18 protein-coding genes are annotated in these 20196 nt (G+C 61.2%); 3 read left to right on the top strand and 15 right to left on the bottom strand.

Going from position 1 to position 20196, the window contains the following annotated elements; translation table 11 throughout:
* Positions 1-161: 161 nt before the first annotated feature.
* Together QWI18_RS16525 and recR are read left to right on the top strand one after the other, a co-directional pair.
* On the top strand, positions 162-1190 hold the full coding sequence (locus tag QWI18_RS16525) for an NADP-dependent oxidoreductase (RefSeq protein WP_369319290.1): 1029 nt from the start codon (positions 162-164) through the stop codon (positions 1188-1190).
* 69 nt (positions 1191-1259) lie between these two features.
* Complete coding sequence (gene recR / locus QWI18_RS16520; protein WP_065988697.1) at positions 1260-1862, top strand: recombination mediator RecR; 603 nt, start codon at positions 1260-1262, stop codon at positions 1860-1862.
* Between the two features lie 179 nt (positions 1863-2041).
* Here the strand turns inward: recR and QWI18_RS16515 are convergent, their stop codons facing one another.
* The 12 genes from QWI18_RS16515 to ccoN form a co-directional block, all read right to left on the bottom strand.
* The gene (locus tag QWI18_RS16515) at positions 2042-2590 is read right to left on the bottom strand and encodes an adenine phosphoribosyltransferase (protein ID WP_065988696.1); all 549 of its coding nucleotides are present in this window, start codon (positions 2588-2590) and stop codon (positions 2042-2044) included.
* A 63-nt stretch (positions 2591-2653) separates the two neighbouring features.
* Entirely contained in the window at positions 2654-3388 is a 735-nt protein-coding gene (gene fnr / locus QWI18_RS16510) for a fumarate/nitrate reduction transcriptional regulator Fnr (protein ID WP_065988695.1), read from the bottom strand.
* A 148-nt stretch (positions 3389-3536) separates the two neighbouring features.
* Positions 3537-4919 carry an oxygen-independent coproporphyrinogen III oxidase gene (hemN, locus tag QWI18_RS16505; protein WP_369319289.1) on the bottom strand — a complete coding sequence of 461 codons (1383 nt, stop codon included), beginning with the start codon at positions 4917-4919 and terminating at the stop codon, positions 3537-3539.
* Between the two features lie 89 nt (positions 4920-5008).
* Complete coding sequence (locus QWI18_RS16500) at positions 5009-5755, bottom strand: sulfite exporter TauE/SafE family protein (RefSeq protein WP_369319288.1); 747 nt, start codon at positions 5753-5755, stop codon at positions 5009-5011.
* Between the two features lie 138 nt (positions 5756-5893).
* Positions 5894-6109 (bottom strand): cbb3-type cytochrome oxidase assembly protein CcoS, encoded by a 216-nt coding sequence (ccoS, locus tag QWI18_RS16495; protein ID WP_296316103.1) that lies wholly within the window; start codon positions 6107-6109, stop codon positions 5894-5896.
* 25 nt (positions 6110-6134) lie between these two features.
* Entirely contained in the window at positions 6135-8600 is a 2466-nt protein-coding gene (locus QWI18_RS16490) for a heavy metal translocating P-type ATPase (RefSeq protein WP_369319344.1), read from the bottom strand.
* Between the two features lie 19 nt (positions 8601-8619).
* Entirely contained in the window at positions 8620-9153 is a 534-nt protein-coding gene (locus tag QWI18_RS16485; RefSeq protein WP_369319287.1) for a FixH family protein, read from the bottom strand.
* A gap of 12 nt (positions 9154-9165) precedes the next feature.
* Positions 9166-10581: a cytochrome c oxidase accessory protein CcoG gene (gene ccoG / locus QWI18_RS16480; RefSeq protein WP_369319286.1), complete on the bottom strand. Its 1416-nt coding sequence runs from the start codon at positions 10579-10581 to the stop codon at positions 9166-9168.
* A gap of 56 nt (positions 10582-10637) precedes the next feature.
* On the bottom strand, positions 10638-11624 hold the full coding sequence (ccoP, locus tag QWI18_RS16475) for a cytochrome-c oxidase, cbb3-type subunit III (protein ID WP_369319285.1): 987 nt from the start codon (positions 11622-11624) through the stop codon (positions 10638-10640).
* Complete coding sequence (locus tag QWI18_RS16470; protein ID WP_369319343.1) at positions 11621-11842, bottom strand: cbb3-type cytochrome oxidase subunit 3; 222 nt, start codon at positions 11840-11842, stop codon at positions 11621-11623. Before QWI18_RS16470 ends, ccoP begins: the two co-directional genes overlap by 4 nt.
* 5 nt (positions 11843-11847) lie before the next feature.
* A complete protein-coding gene (ccoO, locus tag QWI18_RS16465; protein ID WP_369319284.1) occupies positions 11848-12459 on the bottom strand; it encodes a cytochrome-c oxidase, cbb3-type subunit II in 612 nt (203 codons plus the stop codon).
* Positions 12459-13901, bottom strand: a complete 1443-nt coding sequence (gene ccoN / locus QWI18_RS16460) for a cytochrome-c oxidase, cbb3-type subunit I (RefSeq protein ID WP_369319283.1) — start codon at positions 13899-13901, stop codon at positions 12459-12461. The genes ccoO and ccoN overlap by 1 nt, the downstream gene beginning before the upstream one ends.
* A gap of 856 nt (positions 13902-14757) precedes the next feature.
* On the opposite strand from ccoN, the gene QWI18_RS16455 reads away from it, so the two are divergent.
* A complete protein-coding gene (locus QWI18_RS16455; protein WP_296308309.1) occupies positions 14758-15447 on the top strand; it encodes an alpha/beta family hydrolase in 690 nt (229 codons plus the stop codon).
* On the opposite strand, the gene QWI18_RS16450 is transcribed toward QWI18_RS16455, so the two are convergent.
* The 3 genes from QWI18_RS16450 to QWI18_RS16440 form a co-directional block, all read right to left on the bottom strand.
* Positions 15422-15919 carry a hypothetical protein gene (locus QWI18_RS16450; RefSeq protein ID WP_369319282.1) on the bottom strand — a complete coding sequence of 166 codons (498 nt, stop codon included), beginning with the start codon at positions 15917-15919 and terminating at the stop codon, positions 15422-15424. The two genes, QWI18_RS16455 and QWI18_RS16450, sit on opposite strands and share 26 nt — an antisense overlap.
* Before the next feature lie 169 nt (positions 15920-16088).
* Positions 16089-17999, bottom strand: a complete 1911-nt coding sequence (locus tag QWI18_RS16445; protein WP_369319281.1) for a hypothetical protein — start codon at positions 17997-17999, stop codon at positions 16089-16091.
* Positions 18000-18063: 64 nt separating this feature from the next.
* Positions 18064-19935: a hypothetical protein gene (locus QWI18_RS16440; protein WP_192130090.1), complete on the bottom strand. Its 1872-nt coding sequence runs from the start codon at positions 19933-19935 to the stop codon at positions 18064-18066.
* Positions 19936-20196: the final 261 nt, after the last annotated feature.

Below are 20196 nucleotides of genomic sequence, written 5' to 3'. Positions count from 1 at the left end.
TCAAAATGCCAGGCCCTCGTGCCTGGCATTTTCGTTTGGGCACGGCGGCAAGCCGTCAGCACGAAGCGCGTCATAGGGAGCCCACATCCGACCGAACCCGTCCGGCTGCCCACGGTCTGCTTTCTATACCCTTGCAACCCTTCATCATGGAGCCCATTCCGATGACCCAAGAATTGATCCTCAACCAGCGTGTGGTCCTGGCATCCCGTCCCCAGGGCGCGCCGACCCCGGAAAACTTCCGACTCGAGCGCGAGGCGCTGCCTGACCTGCAAGACGGCCAGGTGCAGCTGCGCACGCTCTACCTGTCCCTCGATCCCTACATGCGCGGTCGCATGAGCGACGCGCCATCCTACGCGGCACCGGTGGAAATCGACGCGGTGATGGAGGGCGGCGCGGTCAGCGTGGTCGAGCAGTCGCGCAATCCGGCATTCAAGGAAGGTGATCTGGTCGTGGGTCAGACCGGCTGGCAGACCCACAGCATTTCTGATGGCAGCAATCTGTTGATGGCGCCGAAGGACCTGCCCAGCCCGTCAATGGCGGTCGGCGTGCTCGGTATGCCGGGCATCACCGGTTACATGGGCTTGATGGACATCGGCAATCCGAAAGCGGGCGAAACCCTGGTCGTCGCGGCGGCTTCGGGGGCAGTCGGTTCGGTGGTGGGTCAAGTGGCCAAGCTCAATGGCCTGCGGGTGGTGGGCGTTGCCGGTGGCGAAGACAAGTGCCGTTACGTGGTCGATGAGCTGGGTTTTGACGCTTGCATCGATCACCGCAGCGAGGACTTCGCCGAGCAGCTGAAGGCGGCCGTTCCGGACGGCATCGACATCTATTTCGAACTGGTCGGCGGCAAGGTGCTGGAGAAGGTCATACCGCTGCTCAATGAGCGTGCGCGGGTGCCGTTGTGCGGGCTGATCGCCCATTACAACGCCCAGAGTGAGCCAGAGGGGCCGAATCGGCTGCCGCTGTTGATGCGCACGCTGCTGACCAAGCGTGCGAAGATTCAGGGCTTCATCGTCTACGAAGAGTATTACGATCGTCTGGACGAATTCATGCAGGCCATGATTCCGCTGGTGAAGGACGGCAAGGTGAAATTCCGCGAAGACGTAGTGGAGGGCCTGGAGAATGCCCCGGACGCATTCATTGGCCTGCTCGACGGCAAGAACTTCGGCAAGCTGGTGGTCAAGGTCTCATGACCCTGATTTGACGGTAATCGGAGGCGCGGGTATAAACCGCGTCTCGTGTTTTTGTCGGACGTTTCTCCAATGAGCTTCAGCCCCCTGATTCGCCAGTTGATCGACTCCCTGCGCATCCTGCCCGGCGTCGGTCAGAAAACCGCCCAGCGCATGGCGTTGCAGCTGCTGGAGCGTGATCGCAGTGGTGGCTCGCGTCTGTCCCAGGCGTTGAGTCAGGCGATGGAAGGCGTTGGGCACTGCAAACAATGCCGCACCCTCACCGAAGAAGAACTCTGCCCGCAATGCTCGGACGTCCGGCGCGACGACACGCTGCTCTGCGTGGTGGAGGGCCCGATGGACGTTTATGCGGTGGAACAGACCGGTTACCGCGGGCGCTACTTCGTGCTCAAGGGGCATCTGTCGCCGCTGGACGGTCTGGGGCCTGAAGCCATTGGCATTCCGCAGCTGGTGGCACGGATCGAAGAGCAGGGCTCGTTCACCGAAGTCATCCTCGCCACGAACCCCACGGTCGAAGGCGAAGCGACGGCGCACTACATCGCCCAACTGCTGACCAACAAAGGCCTGGTCACCTCGCGCATTGCCCACGGCGTGCCGCTGGGTGGCGAGCTGGAACTGGTCGACGGCGGCACGCTCGCGCACTCGTTTGCAGGGCGCAAGCCGATTCAGTTGTAACGAGTCTCTCCGTCTTCAATGCGCTGAGTACCTGTCGGAGTGAACTCGGGTGTAGGACCGGCTTTAGCCGGGAAGGCGGCAGGTGTCACACCCCGAATCCAGGGTGCCCTCACTGGCCTGTTCCCGGCTAAAACCTGTCCTACAGACATCCGGCGAACCGATCGACTTTGATCGTGGCCTTACTTCTCCGTCAACGCAAACTGGGTCAGGCAGAACGTCGGGATTTCCATGTCGCGCAGGCGTTGTGAACCGCCCAGCTCCGGCAAATCAATAATCGCAGCGGCTTCGTGGACCTTGGCGCCCATGCGGCGGATCAGGTTGGCGGCGGCGACCAGGGTACCGCCGGTGGCGATCAGGTCATCGAACATCACCACTGAATCCCCGTCGCACAAGCTGTCGGCGTGGACTTCCAGCAGCGCTTCGCCGTATTCGGTCTGATAGGCCTCGGCCAGCACATCGGCCGGCAACTTCCCTTGCTTGCGAAACAGCACCAGCGGTTTGTTCAGTTCGTAGGCGACGATCGAACCGATGAGAAACCCGCGCGCGTCCATGGCGCCGACGTGGGTGAACTCGGCGTCGATGTAACGCTGGATGAAGCTGTCGATGACCAGGCGCAGGGCCTTGGGTGACTGGAACAGCGGGGTGATGTCACGGAAAATCACGCCGGGTTTGGGGAAGTCCACCACAGGGCGGATGAGGGATTTGATGCTGACTTCGTCGAAAATCATAAGGATCTCGGGCAGGACATGACTCAAAAGACGCCAGTCTAAGCCCGCCCGGACCATCATGCATCAGCTTTCCAGCGATCCCCCGGCCAGCGCGCAGAGCTGAATCGGGTCAAGGATGTGGATTTCCTTGCCCTCGGCGGCGATCAACTCGTTTTGCTGAAAGCGGGTGAACACCCGGGACACGGTTTCCACCGCCAGACCCAGGTAGTTGCCGATCTCGTTGCGCGACATGCTCAGGCGAAACTGGTTGGCGGAGAAACCCCGGGCGCGGAAGCGGGCGGAGAGGTTGACCAGAAACGTGGCGATGCGCTCGTCGGCGGTTTTCTTCGAGAGCAGCAGCATCATTTGTTGGTCATCGCGGATTTCCCGGCTCATCACCCGCATCAACTGGCGACGCAATTGCGGCAGTTGCACCGACAATTCGTCCAGCCGTTCGAAGGGGATTTCGCACACCGACGTGGTCTCCAGGGCCTGCGCCGTGACGGGATACGCCTCGGCGTCCATGCCCGACAGCCCGACCAGTTCGCTGGGCAGGTGAAAACCGGTGAGTTGTTCTTCGCCGCTGTCGCTGAGGCTGAAGGTTTTCAACGCGCCGGAACGGACGGCGTAGACGGAAGCGAAGGTGTCGCCCTGACGAAACAGAACATCGCCTTTCTTCAAGGGGCGGCCGCGTTTGACGATTTCGTCCAGTGCGTCCATGTCTTCCATGTTCAATGAAAGCGGAAGGCACAACGGGGCCAGGCTGCAATCCTTGCAATGAGCCTGGGTGTGAGCACGCAGTTTGACTGGCTCAGACATCGGGTAATTCCTTGTGAAGAAACACACATAAGTCGTAAGGGTAACTCAGGGTCAGCCCTGCGACTACCACGCGCCTTCCTTGGCCCGAAATCATTCCTCCGCGCCAGGCGGAACATTCCTATATCACCTGGGCCTATATCACGCGGGCCTATATCACCTGGGAATAGCGCTGACGGTACTGCGTGCCCAAATACGCATCGAACACCATGCAGATCGAGCGCACCAGCAGGCGTCCTGCCGGCGTGACGGTGATGCCGGTCGGGTCAAGCAGAATCAGCCCGTCCGTGGCCATGGTCAGCAATTGCGGCCACTGCTCGCGGAAATATTCCCGAAAGTGAATGGCAAATGCGTTTTCGACGGTGGCGAAATCCAGGCGGAAATGGCAGATCAGCTGGCTGATGATGGTGCGCCGCAACTGATCGTCTTCGTTGCAGAGCAGACCGCGTTTGGTTGCCAGTTGGTCGCTGGCCAGCAGGGTCTGGTACTCGGTGAGGTCGACGGTGTTCTGTGCATACAGCTCGCCGATCTGGCTGATTGCCGAGACGCCGAGGCCGATCAGGTCGCAGTGGCCATGGGTGGTGTAGCCCTGAAAATTGCGCTGCAACGTGCCTTCTTCCTGAGCGATGGCGAGGTCGTCATCGGGCAGCGCAAAGTGGTCCATGCCGATGTAGCGATAGCCTGCACGCGTCAGCTGCTCGATGGTGCGCTGGAGCATCTCCAGCTTCTGTTCCGGGCTGGGCAACTGAGCGGTGTCGATGCGCCGTTGGGGCATGAAGCGCTCGGGCAGGTGGGCGTAGTTGAACACCGACAGCCGGTCAGGCTGCAAGGCGATGACTTGCTCGACGGTGTGGGCAAAACCCTCTGGTGTCTGCAGCGGCAGGCCATAGATGAGGTCGATGTTCACCGAGCGAAACTGCAGGGTGCGCGCGGCTTCGACGATGGCGCGGGTTTCTTCCAGGCTCTGCAGGCGGTTAATCGCCCGCTGCACCAGCGGATCAAGGTCCTGCACGCCGAGGCTGACCCGGTTGAAGCCCAGCTCGCGCAACAGGCCCATGGTCGACCAGTCCGCCTCGCGCGGATCGATTTCGATGCCGTAGTCACCGGAGTGGTCATCCAGCAGGGTGAAGTGCTGGCGCAAATGGGCCATCAGCTGGCGCAGTTCAAGGTGACTGAGAAAGGTCGGCGTGCCGCCGCCGAAGTGCAATTGCTCCACCACCTGACGGTCATCGACGTGGGCGGCGATCAGGCTGATCTCGCGTTCGAGCCGCTGCAGATAGGCCTGGGAGCGACCGCGGTCCTTGGTGATGACTTTGTTGCAGGCACAGTAGTAGCAAATGTTGGCGCAGAACGGGATGTGCACGTACAGCGACAACGGCCGCGACGCCTTGCGGCTGTCTCGCAGCCCATGGAGCAGCTCGAAGGCGCCAACTTGCGTATGAAATTGCACGGCGGTGGGGTAGGACGTGTAACGCGGCCCTGCCAGATCGTAGCGACGGATGAGTTCAGAATCCCAACGAAGGTCGTCGAGCATGGGGGCGTTCCCGATAAGGATGGCGGTGCGGGAAGTGTAGGGAAGCCGCCGGTGAGGGCATTGATCTGGGTCAACGGATGGGGGCTGGGTTACTCGTGGCCCATGCCTGCATGATCCATGGCGGGATGCATGTCGTGATTCATCGTGTGATGCGTGTGACCCATGAGCCACTGTTGATGGGGGCCGGGGAGTGTCCACAGGCCGAACAGAATCACCAGCACTCCGCCAGCCACGCGCACGCTGCGCCGACGGAGCAGGGCGGTGATGCGCTCGGCGGCCAGGCCCGTGGCGAGCAGCACCGGCCAGGTGCCGACGCCGAATGCGAACATCAATATCGCGCTGTGCAGCGCATCGCCCTGGCTCGCCGACCACAGCAGCGTGCTGTAAACCAGCCCGCATGGCAGCCAGCCCCACACCGCGCCCAGCAGTAAAGCCCGGGGCGTCGTCGACACCGGCATCAAGCGGCGGGTCAGCGGTTGCAGGTAGCGCCAGACCCCGCGTCCCAGCCCTTCGATGCGGGTCAGGCCGCTCCACCATCCGGCCAGGTACAGGCCCATGGTGATCATCAGCAACCCCGCGATCACCCGCAACAGCATCGCCCCCGGGCTGTTGGCGACGGCCCAGCCGAGCATGCCGATCAGCAATCCTGCGCAGGCGTAGCTGAAAACACGCCCGACGTTGTAGGCCACCAGCAGGCGCAGGCGTCTTCCGCGTTGCTCCGGGGGGATGGCAAAGGTGAGCGCGCCCATCAGACCGCCGCACATGCCCAGGCAATGACCGCCGCCGAGCAGGCCCAGCACGAGGGCGGAGAGGAGTTGGGGGAGGAGGTCATGCATGGGCGCTATCCGAAAGCTTTCCGGTGAGCGTTAGTACGCCATCGCGAGCAAGCTCACTCCTACAGGAGAACGCATACCCCTGTAGGAGTGAGCTTGCTCGCGATGGCTTACTCAAACGCGCTGCATAAACCAACTGACTCACTGGGTCAGATCCCCTTTATGGTCCGCTCTGCCTTTCCCCGACGCCTCATCCACCCCAGCCTTGTGCCCTGGATCCTGATCGTCGAACAGAATGCTGTGGGCCGGGCCGTCGAGGTCGTCGTACTGACCGCTGTCCACTGCCCAGAAAAAGACGTAGATCGCCACCACCACAATCAGCAGCGCCGCCGGAATCATGATGTAGAGCGCAGGCATCGGGCCTCCGAATCGGGGCATGGGTTCATGGGGTCACCGTCTGACGGGCAGCCATGGATTCTGCAGAAAGCGGCTTCATCCGCGTCAGACGTAACGCATTCACCACCACCACCAGCGAACTCACCGACATTCCCGCCGCCGCCCACAACGGCGTCACCCAGCCCAGCGCCGCGAAGGGCAGCACCAGCCCGTTGTACAACCCGGCCCACGCCAGGTTTTCCAGAATGACCCGCCGCGTGCGCCGAGCGAGGCCAAACGCATCGACCAACACGTGCAGACGATTCGACAGCAGCACCGCATCGGCGCTGGTCTTGGCCAGATCGGTGGCCGAGCCCATGGCGATGCTGATGTCGGCCGCCGCCAGCATCGGCACATCATTGACCCCGTCGCCGATCACCAGAAGGGTCCGGCCCTCGGCGCGCAGCCCTTGCAGAATGGCGAGTTTGTCATCCGGCCGCAGGCTGCCCCGGGCGTCATCGATCTGCAACTGAGTCGCGACAATGGACACCATGGGCGAACTGTCGCCGGACAACAACAACGTCTGCCAGCCGCGCTGTTTGCACGCCGTGACCAACCCTGCCGCGTCGTCCCGCAGCCGATCATCCAGCACCAGCCAGGCGAGGGCTTGGGTGTCATCCCCCAGCAGCAACCACTGACCGGGCTCCTCCGGCATGGAGGGCACGGCGACGCCACTCAAGGCGCAGACAAACCCGGGCTGACCGATGCGCAAGAGGCGCCCGTTGACCTCGCCTTCCAGGCCCAGGCCCGGCGTCGCGACCACCCGTTCAGCGGTCAGCGCCGTTTTGCCGAACGCCCGGGCAATCGGGTGTTCAGACCGACTTTCCAGCGCCGCTGCCAGGCTCAAACAGTCGTCACTGCTCAGGGCACCAAGGCTGCGAACCGCCCTCAACGTCAGGCGCCCTCCGGTCAGCGTGCCGGTCTTGTCGAAGATCACCGTGTCGATCCGGTTCAGCCCCTCCAGCACATGGCCTCGGGTCAGCAGCAGCCCGAGCCTGTGCAGCGTGCCGGTGGCGGCGGTCAGCGCGGTCGGGGTCGCCAGCGACAAGGCGCACGGGCAAGTGGCGACCAGCATCGCCAGCACGATCCAGAATGCGCGGCCGGCATCGAGCTGCCACCAGACCACACCGACACACGCCGCCAGCACCAGCGAAATCAGCAAAAACCACTGCGCCGCGCGGTCCGCCATCTGCGCCAGGGGCGGCTTCTCCGATTGTGCGCGGTCCAGCAGTCGGACGACGGCGGAGAGCCGGGTGTCAGCGCCCAACGCGAGCACTTCCACAGTGAGCACGCTTTCACTATTGGCGGTGCCGGCGGTAACGGCGTCTCCCACCTGGCGCGGCTGAGGCAGGTACTCCCCGGTGAGCAGCGATTCGTCGATGCTCGAGCGACCCGCGATAATTCGGCCGTCCGCCGGCAACATTGCGCCGGGGTGCACCAGCACGTGATCGTGCACACGCAACTGATCAGTCAGGACACGCTCGGTCTGACCGTCCGCATCCAGTCGCAGGCAGGAGGCCGGCAGCAGATTGACCAGTTGCTCGGTCGCTAAGCGGGTGCGTTCCCGGGCGCGGCGTTCGAGGTAGCGGCCGCTAAGCAGGAACAGCGCGAACATGCCGACCGCGTCGAAATACAATTCGCCGACCCCGGTGACCGCTGTCCAGAGGCCGGCGAAGTACGCTGCGCCAATCGCCATCGACACCGAAACGTCCATGGTCAGATGGCGGGCGCGCAGGTCGCGCAGCGCCCCTTTGAAGAACGGCGCGCAGCTGTAGAACACGATGGGCGTCGTCAGAAACATCGCCACCCAACGCAGGATCGTGTGCATCTCCGGGCTGAGGTCGAGGTTGAATTCGGGCCAGGTCGCCATGGTCGCCATCATCGCCTGAAACCACAGCAGCCCGGCGACGCCCAGTTGACGCAGGCTGCGACGGTTTTCCAGGGCCAGGCGCTCGGTGGCTGCATCCGCATGATAAGGGTGGGCGGCGTAACCGATGCCCCGCAGCTCGGACAGGACCTCGCTCAAAGGCAATGGCTGGTCATGCCAGCGCAGGTGCAAGCGGTGACTGGACAGGTTCAGCCGCGCTTCGACCACGGCGGGCAACCTGCGCAGGTGGCGCTCGATCAGCCAGCCGCACGCCGCGCAGGTGATGCCTTCGATCATCAGCGTCGTTTCAGCCACATCGCCGGCGACATCGCCAGAGGGGGTGTCATGGCGGACAAAGGGCGCTTGCACGTCGGGACGATCAAAGAGGGCCTGTTCATCGGCTGACGGCGAGGGCAACACCTGCGGGTTGACCGACGCTTCGCTGCGATGCAGGTAGTAGCTTTCCAGGCCGCCGGCAACGATGGCGTGGGCCACGGCCTGGCAGCCGGGGCAGCAGAATTCCCGCGGCTCACCCAGCACCGAGGCCACGAAGCGCCCGCCCGGCGGGACCGGTAGCGTGCAGTGGTAGCAAGGCCGCAGGGTAATTCCCTCAGTCGCTTTCACGTCAATGCCCGCCAGCGCCCTGAAGCGGCTCGTCGCCCAGGGTCAGTGGCTGCCCGGGAACGATCCGTTCTTCCTCGAACAGGCGCCAGGTCTGGGCGTTTTCCACTCCCAGCAATTCGACGAAGCGCCGGCCTTCGACCCTGTCGGCCAGCTGCCCGACATAGCGCCCCGGCTGCGACGGCGTGCGCGCCAGCACCACTTTGCGGTCTTTGTCCGGCTGGGTCGGGGAGATCAGGTTCAGGACCAGGGTTTCCGGCTGGCTGGTGCCGCTCAGTTGCACATCCACTTCGCCGGTCAGCTCGTCGAGAGCCACGCGGGCGTGCAGGTTCAGGGACTGACCCAGCAACTCGCGATCGAGTGAGCGATTGATGCCTTTGCCGGCCTCGTAATAGTTGTCGGTGACCAGGTTGTCCGGGTGGGTGACGGCGATGGTGACCATGGCCAGGGTCAACGCCACCGAGCAGGCCAGAATGCCGATGATGATCCACGGCCATAGATGCCGGTGCCAGGGACGTGCTGCGGTGACTGGGATCATTTCTGACATCTCTCAGCGAATGGGCGGGCCGAGGAAACGGCTATTGGCGTGGACTTCGGTGCCGCTATGCTCGACGTCCCTGAGGACGAAACTGACGTCGTTGCTACTCGACGGCAGTTGCTCGGGCGCGACCGACAGCTCCACCGGCAGGCTGATGATCTCGCCCGCCGGCACCTTGATCTCGCGACGGCCTTGCAGCTTTAGGTCCGGCAATCCTGTGGCGTCGAGCACATAGGTGTGGGCGACCTGGTCCTTGTTCATGATTTTCAGGCTGTAGACGTTTTCGATCCGGCCCTCGGCGTTTTCCCGATACAGCATGCGGTCCTTGCTCACATCAAAACCCACCAGCGAACGCATAAAAAACGCACTGGTCAGCACGCCGGTCATCACCAACAGCACGACGGCGTAGGCGATCAACCGGGGCCGCAGTGTATGGGTTACCTGACCGGAAAGGTTGTGTTCGGTGGTGTAACTGATCAAGCCGCGCGGGTAGTCCATCTTGTCCATGATCGAATCGCAGGCATCGATGCACGCCGCGCAACCGATGCATTCGATCTGCAAGCCGTCGCGGATGTCGATGCCGGTGGGGCAGACCTGCACGCACATCGTGCAATCGATGCAGTCGCCGAGGCCTTCAGCCTTGTAATCCGTTTCCTTCTTGCGCGCACCCCGTGCCTCGCCGCGCCGTGGGTCGTAGGAAACGATCAGTGTGTCCTTGTCGAACATCACGCTCTGAAAGCGCGCGTAGGGGCACATATGAATGCACACCTGTTCCCGCAGCCAGCCGGCGTTGATATAGGTGGCGAGGGTGAAGAAACCGACCCAGAAATACGACCAGCCATCGGCCTGGCCGGTGAAGAAATCCAGCAGCAGTTCGCGGATGGGCGAGAAGTAGCCGACGAAAGTCAGACCGGTGACCAACCCGATCAGCAGCCAGAGGCTGTGCTTGGCGAACTTGCGCGCGAACTTGTTGGCGTCCATGGGCGCCTTGTCGAGTTTGATGCGCTGATGGCGGTCGCCTTCGGTGACCTTTTCGCACCACATGAACACCCACGTCCACACGCTTTGCGGGCAGGTGTAACCGCACCAGACGCGCCCGGCGAACACGGTAATGAAGAACAGCCCGAACGCGCTGACGATCAGGATGCCCGAGAGCAGAATGAAATCCTGCGGCCAGAACGTCGCGCCGAAGATGTAGAACTTGCGCTCCGGCAGGTTCCACCACACCGCCTGATGCGCGCCCCAGTTGAGCCAGACCGTGCCGAAATACAGCAGGAACAACACCGCGCCGCCACCCATGCGCAGCGTGCGGAACACCCCGGTGAACGCGCGGGTGTAGATCTTCTCCCGCGAGGCATACAGGTCAACGGTGTCGCCGTCCTTTTCAGTCGGCGGCGTGACGTTGTGCAGCGGAATCTGATTGCTCATGGCAGCGTCCTACGCCCTTCGGGCCGAATCATCAGCGTGTGCGACGGCGATATGCTTCACTCGGGCTTTGCCGCCGGTTCTTCCCCGTGCCCGTGGGACAGGCTGTAAACGTACGCCGCCAGCAAGTGCACCCGGTCGTTGCCCTGCAACAACGCCTGGGCCGGCATTTGCCCCTGGCGGCCATACTGGATGGTCTGTTGCAGCTGCGCAAAGCTGGCGCCGTAGATGAACGCGCCGGGGTGGGTCAGGTCCGGGGCACCCAGTGCGGCAACGCCTCTGCCCTCCGGCCCGTGGCAGGCAACGCAAGTAGTGGCATAGATTTTCGCGCCTGCCACCGGATCGGCTTTCGCATCAGCCGGCAGTGTGCGCCCGTTCAGTTGGGTCAGCACGTAAGCCGACACGTCGCGCACGCCTTGATCGCCGATCACCGCCCCCCACGCCGGCATCACCGCATGACGGCCGTTGAGGATGGAGGTTTTGATGCTCTGCGCATCACCCCCCCAGCGCCAGTCGGCGTCGGCCAGGTTGGGGAAGCCGTAGGCGCCCTTGGCGTCGGAGCCGTGGCAGACCGAGCAATTCGACGCGAACAGCCGTCCACCCATCTTCAGTGCTTGTGGGTCCTTGGCCACGTCTTCAATGGGCATCCCTGCGAATCTGGCGTAGATCGGCCCGTAGCGCGCCTCCGAGCGGACCATTTCCTTTTCCCATTCGTGCACGCCGGTCCAGCCGGTGGCGCCGTCGGAAAACGGGATTTTCTTGTCGTTGTCGGCGTAGTCATAGCCCGGCAACAGGCCCTTCCAGTTGCCCAGGCCCGGGTAAAACGCGAGATAACCCAAAGCGAAGATGATCGTGCCGATGAACAGCCAGAACCACCACTTGGGCAGTGGGTTGTCGTACTCCTCGATGCCGTCGAAGGCGTGGCCGACGGTTTCATCGGTGGTGTCGGCGCGCTGGCCCTTGCGCGTCGCGATCAGCAGCCAGCCCATTGCGAAGATCGTGCCCAGGGTCAGCACCGTGACGTAAAGGCTCCAGAAGGTGCTCATGGTTTCGGGCTCCTTTCGGCTTTCGGGTTTGCGTGTGCTTGGCGCTGGTCCTGCGCCTGCCTGACCTGCGCAATCGCCTCGGGGTCATCGGCAAACGGCAGCAGCGTTGCATCGTCGAATTCCGCTTTGCGCCGCGGGCTGAACACCCACAACGCCAGACCGATGAAGGCGACCATCACCACAACGGTGCCCAGGCCTCGAATCGTTCCCATGTCCATGGCGATCACCGTTTGCTCTTGATGAGGGTGCCCAGGCCCTGGAGGTAGGCCACCAGCGCATCCATTTCGGTCTTGCCCTTCACCGCGTCGGCTGCACCTGCGATGTCGGCATCGGTGTACGGCACGCCCAGGCTGCGCAGCACTTCCATCTTCTTGCCGGTCAGCTGGCCGTCGATTTTGGTGTCCGCCAGGAAGGGGTAGGCCGGCATGATCGACTCCGGCACCAGGTCCCGCGGGTTGTTTAAATGAGCGCGGTGCCAGTCATCCGAGTAGCGACCGCCGACCCGCGCCAGGTCCGGCCCGGTGCGTTTGGAGCCCCACAGAAACGGGTGATCCCAGACGCTCTCACCGGCCACCGAGTAATGCCCGTAGCGCTCGGTTTCGGCGCGGAACGGCCGGATCATCTGCGAATGGCAACCCACGCAGCCGTTGGCGATGTAGACGTCGCGGCCTTCGAGCTCCAGCGCCGGGCGCGGCTTCATGCCTTCGACGGGCAGGGTGGTGACGTCCTGAAAGAACAGCGGGACGATCTGCGTCAGCCCGCCGATCGCCACCGCGATGACCATGAAGATCGACAACAGGCCGATGTTCTTTTCCAGTGCTTCGTGCTTGATCATCAGTGGGCCCCCACGACAGCAATCTGCGCGGCGGCTTCGGCTTCTTCCGCGTTCGCTGCGCGAATGGTGCGGAACACGTTGTAGGCCATGAACAGCATGCCGCTGGCGAAAATCGCCCCGCCCAAGGCGCGGACGATGTACCCCGGATGACTGGCCTGCAGGGCCTCGACGAACGAGTAGGTCAGGGTGCCGTCATCGTTGATCGCCCGCCACATCAGCCCCTGGGTGATGCCGTTGACCCACATCGCGGCGATGTAGAGGACGGTGCCGACAGTGGCGAGCCAGAAGTGCGTGTTGATCAGCGCGACGCTGTGCATCTGCGCACGGCCATAGAGTTTCGGGATCATGTGGTAGACGGCGCCGATGGTGATCATCGCCACCCAGCCCAGCGCGCCCGAGTGAACGTGGCCGATGGTCCAGTCGGTGTAGTGAGAAAGCGCATTGACGGTCTTGATCGCCATCATCGGCCCCTCGAACGTCGACATCCCGTAGAACGCCAGCGACAGCACGAGGAAGCGCAGAATCGGGTCGGTGCGCAACTTATGCCATGCGCCCGAGAGGGTCATCATGCCGTTGATCATGCCGCCCCAGCTCGGCACGAGCAGGATGACCGACATCACCATCCCCAGCGATTGCGCCCAGTCGGGCAGGGCGGTGTAGTGCAGATGGTGCGGGCCGGCCCAGATGTACAGGGTGATCAGCGCCCAGAAATGCACGATGGACAGGCGATAGGAATAGATCGGGCGTTCGGCCTGTTTCGGCACGAAGTAATACATCATCCCGAGAAAGCCGGTGGTGAGGAAAAAGCCGACGGCGTTGTGCCCGTACCACCACTGGATCATGGCATCGGTGGCGCCGGCATAGGCGGAATAGGATTTAAAGAGGCTCACCGGCAGCGAGATGTGGTTGACGATGTGCAGCATCGCCGTGACCACAATGAACGCGCCATAGAACCAGTTGGCGACATAAATGTGTTTGGTTTTGCGTTTGACGATGGTGCCGAAAAACACCGCGCCGTAGGCGATCCAGACAACCGTCAGCAGGATCGCAATCGGCCATTCGAGCTCGGCGTATTCCTTGGTGGTGGTGTAACCCATCGGCAGGCTGACGATGGCGCCGATGATCACCGCCTGCCAGCCCCAGAAATGAAAGGCCGCCAGTCCGTCGGAAATCAGCCGCGTCTGACAGGTTCGCTGGACCACGTAATAAGAGGTGCCGAACAGTGCACAGCCGCCGAATGCGAAGATCACCAGGTTGGTGTGCAGGGGGCGAAGTCGACCGAATGTGGTCCACGGCAAACCGAAATTCAGGTCAGGCCACACCAACTGGGAGGCGATGAAGACGCCCAGGCCCATGCCGATGATGCCCCAGACCACCGTCATGATGGCGAACTGGCGGACGACCTTGTAGTTATAAGCAGTCGGACTGGGTGCTGTGCTCATGTCAGGTTCCACGGTGTGTATTTTATTAGTGTGGTAACAGCCGCACCTTCGATCGCGCGTCACCCGTCACGCAGTGGCGTGGCTGGGGATCGAGGAAGCGATAGACGCGGTGCACGCAGACGCCCGGTCGCCGAGGCGTGGGAGGGTTCTGGCTGAGTGGCCTGGAGGAAGGAAGACAGGTCGAGCTGGATCGCGCGCGTGAGTGGGAGGGATTGGATACAACCCTGCGGGTGAAAACAGCGCTGGGGCTGCTTGTCTGCAAGAGGGTTGCGTTGCCGGGCACAATCTTGTCGCTGGGCCTGTGGCTAGCTGTCGCCGGTCCACTGTGCGGACACAGCTTAGACGCGAATGATCGCGGAGGGAAGGCTTTGGCGCCGCACCTGCGACACTTGGCCGCGCTCGAGGGGAAGTTGCCGCGCCCTGGCCGGGACGCGGCGATCAACCATTTCCGGAGATAGCTGAAACGGTTCTCTGCCTGCTGTTCCTGCGCGTCGAGAGAGCGTTTATACAACGAAGTTGTATACAAAAAGCCGCTGACATTGGCACTTTGTTCTGCCCAGAAATAATTGGCCCGAGCTGGCAGAAAGGCCGGCGATCGTCACGGGTGATCGTCCGGAGCGGACAAAAAGCATATTCCGTCGATGAAACCGCCCGGTTGTGTGCAGGTTGGGGCGCTCAGGATTCGGTGCTCGTTGCCGAAGTGCCGCGCCAGAATAACGCCTGGGAGCTGAACCCTTGCTGTCGGCACAGGGCAATCGGCGCGCAGGGTCATGGCACGCCGACGTTGCTGCATAATGGCGGCCGTGGTGCCCGCCTCAGTCGGTGGGTGATCAATGTTTTGAAAGAAGAGAGCGGCATGAGCAAACAACAGGCGGCGAAGCGAACGGCCGATCATTGCGCGCAACTGGCGCATGAGCACGGCTGGGTCTGGAATGCGCCGACCGGCCCGGCGGCGGACGCGCCATCGACGCTGATTCTCGCCCACGGCGCGGGCGCCCCGATGGACAGCGACTTCATGAACGACATCGCCACGCGTCTGGCGGCCTTGGGTGTTGGCGTGCTGCGCTTTGAATTCCCCTACATGGCCCAGCGCCGAATCGACGGGCGCAGACGACCTCCCAATCCTCAGCCGAAATTGCTGGAGTGCTGGCACGGGGTGTACGCCGCGGTGCGTGGGGGAGTGAGCGGGCGAGTGGCGATCGGTGGCAAATCCATGGGCGGACGCATGGCCAGTGTTATTGCTGACGACGTGGAAGCCGATGGGTTGTTCTGTCTGGGCTACCCGTTCTATGCGGCAGGTAAACCCGAGAAGCCGCGGGTCGCGCACTTGGCGGAACTGAAGACGCCGACGCTGATCATTCAGGGCGAACGGGATGCGCTGGGCAATCGAGAGGCAGTTGAAGCGTACGAGCTGTCGAAGGCCATTGACGTGCACTGGGTGCCGACGGCCAACCATGACCTCAAACCGTTGAAATCATCCGGCCTCAGTGTCGAGGCGTGCATGCAGGAAATCGCTGAGCTTATGGCGCGTCGGCTGATCGGATAGCGGGATGCTCCTCAGCGTTTAGGTCACAGACCAGGTCGAACCGGCCGTCGGTCACGTGGAAGTCCTTGGTCGGGACCGCAAACTCGAAGTTGCCGTGCAGTGCGCCGGATGCGGCATCGCAGCCCAGCAGCGTCAGGTTGCCTTGCTGCAGATCACGCGAGTGATAAATCTTCGCCATCCGCGTGGGGGTCAGGTGATAGATAACGGTGATCTGATCGTTGCGCAGCAGGTTGTGGTTGCCGGGCTGCACCGTTTCGTCGATGAACAGGCCGATCATGGTGCGGTGCCGACGAACCGTGCCGGTGGCGAGGATCTTCCAGATTCGGCACGTGGTCGGATCCGACCGGCCCGGGCGCAGGCACGCCATGGCACTCAGGCTATGGGTGATGAAAGGGTGGCCGTTGACAGTTGCGATGAACGTGCCGCGCGCCGCCGCTGCCTGCGGTCGTTGAAGGGGTGGTTTTGCCGGCATTTTTCCGAGATTTCCGTGAATGGGTTTTAGGGGCTGGGTGGGCACCGCACACTTATAAGACGCCGTCGGGTGGCGACGACGTCTTTGAAAGGGGGTGCTGCTTATTTCGTTGAGGCCAGGTGGTGAAGCTCGCAGGCTCGCGCGAATTACAGATTAGCGAACTGGCGAATCAGCGAATTGCAACGCCCAGGCTGCCATTGATGTGCAGCAGTTTGAAATCCTTGCCGGTGTTGAGGTTCTTCACGTAGTACCACTTCGCACCGAACACGTTCTTGGCAACGGTGGAGGACCAATAGTTGCCGTTGCCCATCGGCCAGCGGTTGCCATAGGCGTTATAGATCTCGATCAGCTCATGGATGCTCGGGATGCGCCCGCCGATGCGGTTCGCGGCGTTGGAGATTTGAGTCAGGTTGCCGGAGCCGATGCCGTGGCATTCGATGACGCCGGTGACGGTTACGTCGTAACTCTGCTGTTCGCCTGCTGAATCGGTGACGGTGATGGTTGCTACGCCGTTGCCGCGTACCGATGTCCAGCCGGACGCTGCTACGACGGCCACCTTCGCATCGCTGGTCGAATAGGTATAAGGAGGGCTACCGCCGCTGGCGATGCGATGGACCGTAGTACCACTCGGGAATGCCGGCAGCAAATCCGGATAAGCGGGCAGCAGGTAGACCTTACCGGCCAGGGTCACCGGAGACGTGTCAAACATCATGCCCTCGCGCACCTGAAGTTGCAGGGGCTCGGACTCCATGTCGACGCCATTGCGCGTCACAATGTAGTTCAGGGTCGCGGTGCTGCCGATGCTCATCTCGATCAACATTTTGGGCACGCCAAAGACCAGTTCCGTCATGCTGCCGACATTCATCATCATGGTCTCGAACGTGCGTGCGCCGACCCAGCGCACTCGCACCAGATCCCTAGGGTCCATCCCGCGATAACTGACACGCACCATCGCGTCCCAGCCGGTAATCAGTGAAGGACGCAGAACGCCGTCTGGCCCGACCGTGTCGACGGTTGGCGCGGGCAGTTCCAGCGCAGCACTCATGACCTTCAGCGCAAGTTTGGCCGATTCCTGCACGATGCCGCTGCCGCGCGTCACGGTGTATGACACCTCGACGTTTTGCCCGTCATTGACCGCGACTACGCCGCCAGGGAACACCAGCGCCAGGGCCTGCCCGGCTTCAGCGGCCGAAATGATGTTCTCCTGGCGATCGTTGCCCTTCGGACCATTCCAGTGAGCAATGACCGTTTCGCCTTCGCGCAGATCAGCCGTGGCATCGATCACCAATGTGGCGCCATTCACCGCATCGGCCGGGTCCAGGATCTGATTGTTGGCTTCGCGGATGACCGGTGCCGGTAGCGGTTGGCGCATCCCCAGGTCGAGCTGGATCATCACCGGATCGGAGACCATCGACACGTTGCCCGCGCGGTCGGTGACGGTATAGGTGACCGCGGACGTCTGGCAGTCCGCCTGTTCCATGAACGGACGCGTGAAGTCCACCATCACCCGGTTCAGGCCCATGTCGTTGGCATCAACGACGGTCATCGGCCCCTCCAGAGGACCCCAATAGGTGCGGATTTCGTCGCCAGCGGCCATGCCGCTGTACCCTGCAATCTTGCCCGGGAGGATATTGTTGAGGCCTTCCAGCTCGGAGGAGGTAAGGCCGTTCTGGATGACGTCGGGGAAGATGATGGGGGCGAGTTGTGGTGCGCCTGGGGCGGTTCGGTCGATTTGGATGGGGGTTGTGCCGGAGAAGTTCTCAAAGTCAGTATTCGGGTTATAGACGCGATATGAGACTTGATGCGAGCCCTCGGTCAACAGCGCTACAGGCACCTCTAGAGTAAGAATGTCCCCTGGCTTGTTGGCCCCAACGATAGGTTTCTGGGGTGGAATTTTATTGCCATCGAAGACTAACTCATATGTATGGCCAGGCACCGCAGCTGCCCAGACTGGAAAGTTTACGTTGAGAGGCGAGTCCAGGCGCTCGATCGGTATCAGACCATCGTCAATAGCCGCAGGTACCTGTGGCAAGTCAAGGGGGATGGGCGCGCGGGGTTCATTAATGTTCTGATTACTCATATTTTATTCCCTAATTGGTGTTAAGAGGGCAAGGCAGCTCGCGCTGCCCTGCGGTGATTAATAGTTAGTCGAATCGGATGGTGCAGGTTGTTTCGATTGCTTCTCTCATATCAACTGGCACTCGCGTTAGTTTAGATGTAACAGCGCTTTGATTGCTGCCAGGGGCTGGTTCGACCCGCACGTAGGCTTCGCAATACCCAGCGCAGATGGTTCTTAACGTATTGAATGGAACATGAAAACTATAGCCGTTCACAATGTCAATATCGTCCAGTTCCCTCGTCGCCGTGAAGGTCGCTGCTTCGACAGGGTTGTTGCTTTCGTCAAATCCTCGGAAAGTGAAAAAAAGTTTCTGATTCTCCGCAATGTTTGCGTAGGGAGCGATATGCCCATCTGTTCCATTCGCCGCAACGGTAAGCGAGATAAGCCCCGCTGCGGTAAGTTTGAATGCAGGACCTTCGATGCCTTCAGTGCCGCCCGGCAGTTCCTCCTTTGAGCGAACAGTGATCGGCTGCGTGGTAGACATTACGGCGTTGGGGTTACCAGCGCGAACAACGGCATATCGAACCGGAATCTCAGCGCCGGTACCCTGTGCCCTCATAATTGAGTTCGCAACAGGGATAATCAAGTCTCGTCCTGCCGCGATATCTTCTTCTTTGATCTGATACCACTGCAGTCTTGACTGCTCACCCCAAAATAGATTGATATCGTCATTGATCCGGAACTGCGGATCCCATTTGACAATTGCGCGCGCATTGAGCTCGTAGTCATCTTCATCAATGAAGTTATCAGTTTTGTCAGGGTTGTTCAGGCTCGTTCCCTGGACAACTGGGGCAATTGCTGGCTCTGCAATCGGAAGGGTCAGAAACACTTCAACTTCAGTGCTCAGCGATGAGCCGGTAAGCTGGTTCTGTCGAGCGACCTCATAACTAATTGCGATGTCTCCAACGGGTGTAAGTGCAATTGTTTCGTAGGGTACACGGACGGATAAGACAATGTCCTCACCCTCACTCTCTGGTGGAAGTTGTACCGGCAGCATGGGTTTTTCCGCACCCCAAAATAGGGTGATTTGATCAAAGGCTTGAGCCCCTGGGTAGCGGGGAATATCAACCCTCACGCCAGCTCGCGCTTCACTATATTCAATGACATCACCAATGGTTGGATCAGGAATAGGCGCCGGGTAGTTTTCAGGCAGTTGTTCCAGTAGCAGCAAAATATCTACAGGGATGGAAGATTTTGATCTGTTTCCCGCCCGATCTATGACCTCGTACGTTACTGCTTGGGCGCCGGGGGGAATGGCCCGTAAGAAGTCACCCGAAAAGCGCAATACCACCTTGTTTAAACCCATGTCGTCTTCGTTCACAACTGCTGTGGGTCCGTCCACGCCTGCCCACATACTCCGTATCAGGTCGTGCTTGGCCATTCCCGTGTATCCCGCTACATGAGCGTCGACTTGGTCCCCCAGTTGGGCAAGCTCTGCAGCGGTCAGTCCATTCTGAACTTCCACCGGGAAGTGGATGGCTGAAAGCTCTGGTTTGCCTGGCTCGGTTTTATCAATCACTACCGGGAAAGGGTCCGAGAAATTCTCATATTCTGTCGCAGGGTTGAATACTCGATACCCTGCGGTGTGCTCACCCTCAATGAGTAACGTCACTGCGATTTCGAGTGTAAGGGGGTTGCCCGGGACGTCTGTATCCTCGATGACTTTTTCAGGGCCCGTGGGTTCGCCATCCCACACGAGCTGATATGTAAATCCTGGCCGTGCGGCTTCCCAGACTTTCAGATCCAGAATCAGGTTGCCGCCTAACTCACTTACGGGAATCAAACCAAAATTATCTTGATCGTGGAATGCAACGGCGATGTCGGGAGCATCCAACGGAATAGGTGCCCGCTCTTGTCGAGGATTAATGATGATTGGCGATTGTGGGGAGGTGTTCATAAGATTCCTTTTAGTTTCTAGATGTATAAACAGTGCGACTCTGTCTTTTATGAATGTTGGGCTGGGTATCAACCAGTTCGCTATTTAACTAATAGAAATGTGGATCGAAGGTCAACGCGTTTTTTTTGATCTTCTGTAGGGCTGGGGGTCGTTGTAGGACGTTTGTACGTCATCGGAAACACAGGTCATGCATCGGATCGATGACGTCGACCAATGCAGGTCGGCCCACGCCCTATTTGTGTGTAGTCCCGGTACTTCATA

This window comes from Pseudomonas sp. W2Oct36 (assembly GCF_041060465.1).
GTDB lineage: Bacteria > Pseudomonadota > Gammaproteobacteria > Pseudomonadales > Pseudomonadaceae > Aquipseudomonas > Aquipseudomonas graminis_B.
This window is presented reverse-complemented; position numbering and strand designations above follow the sequence as displayed.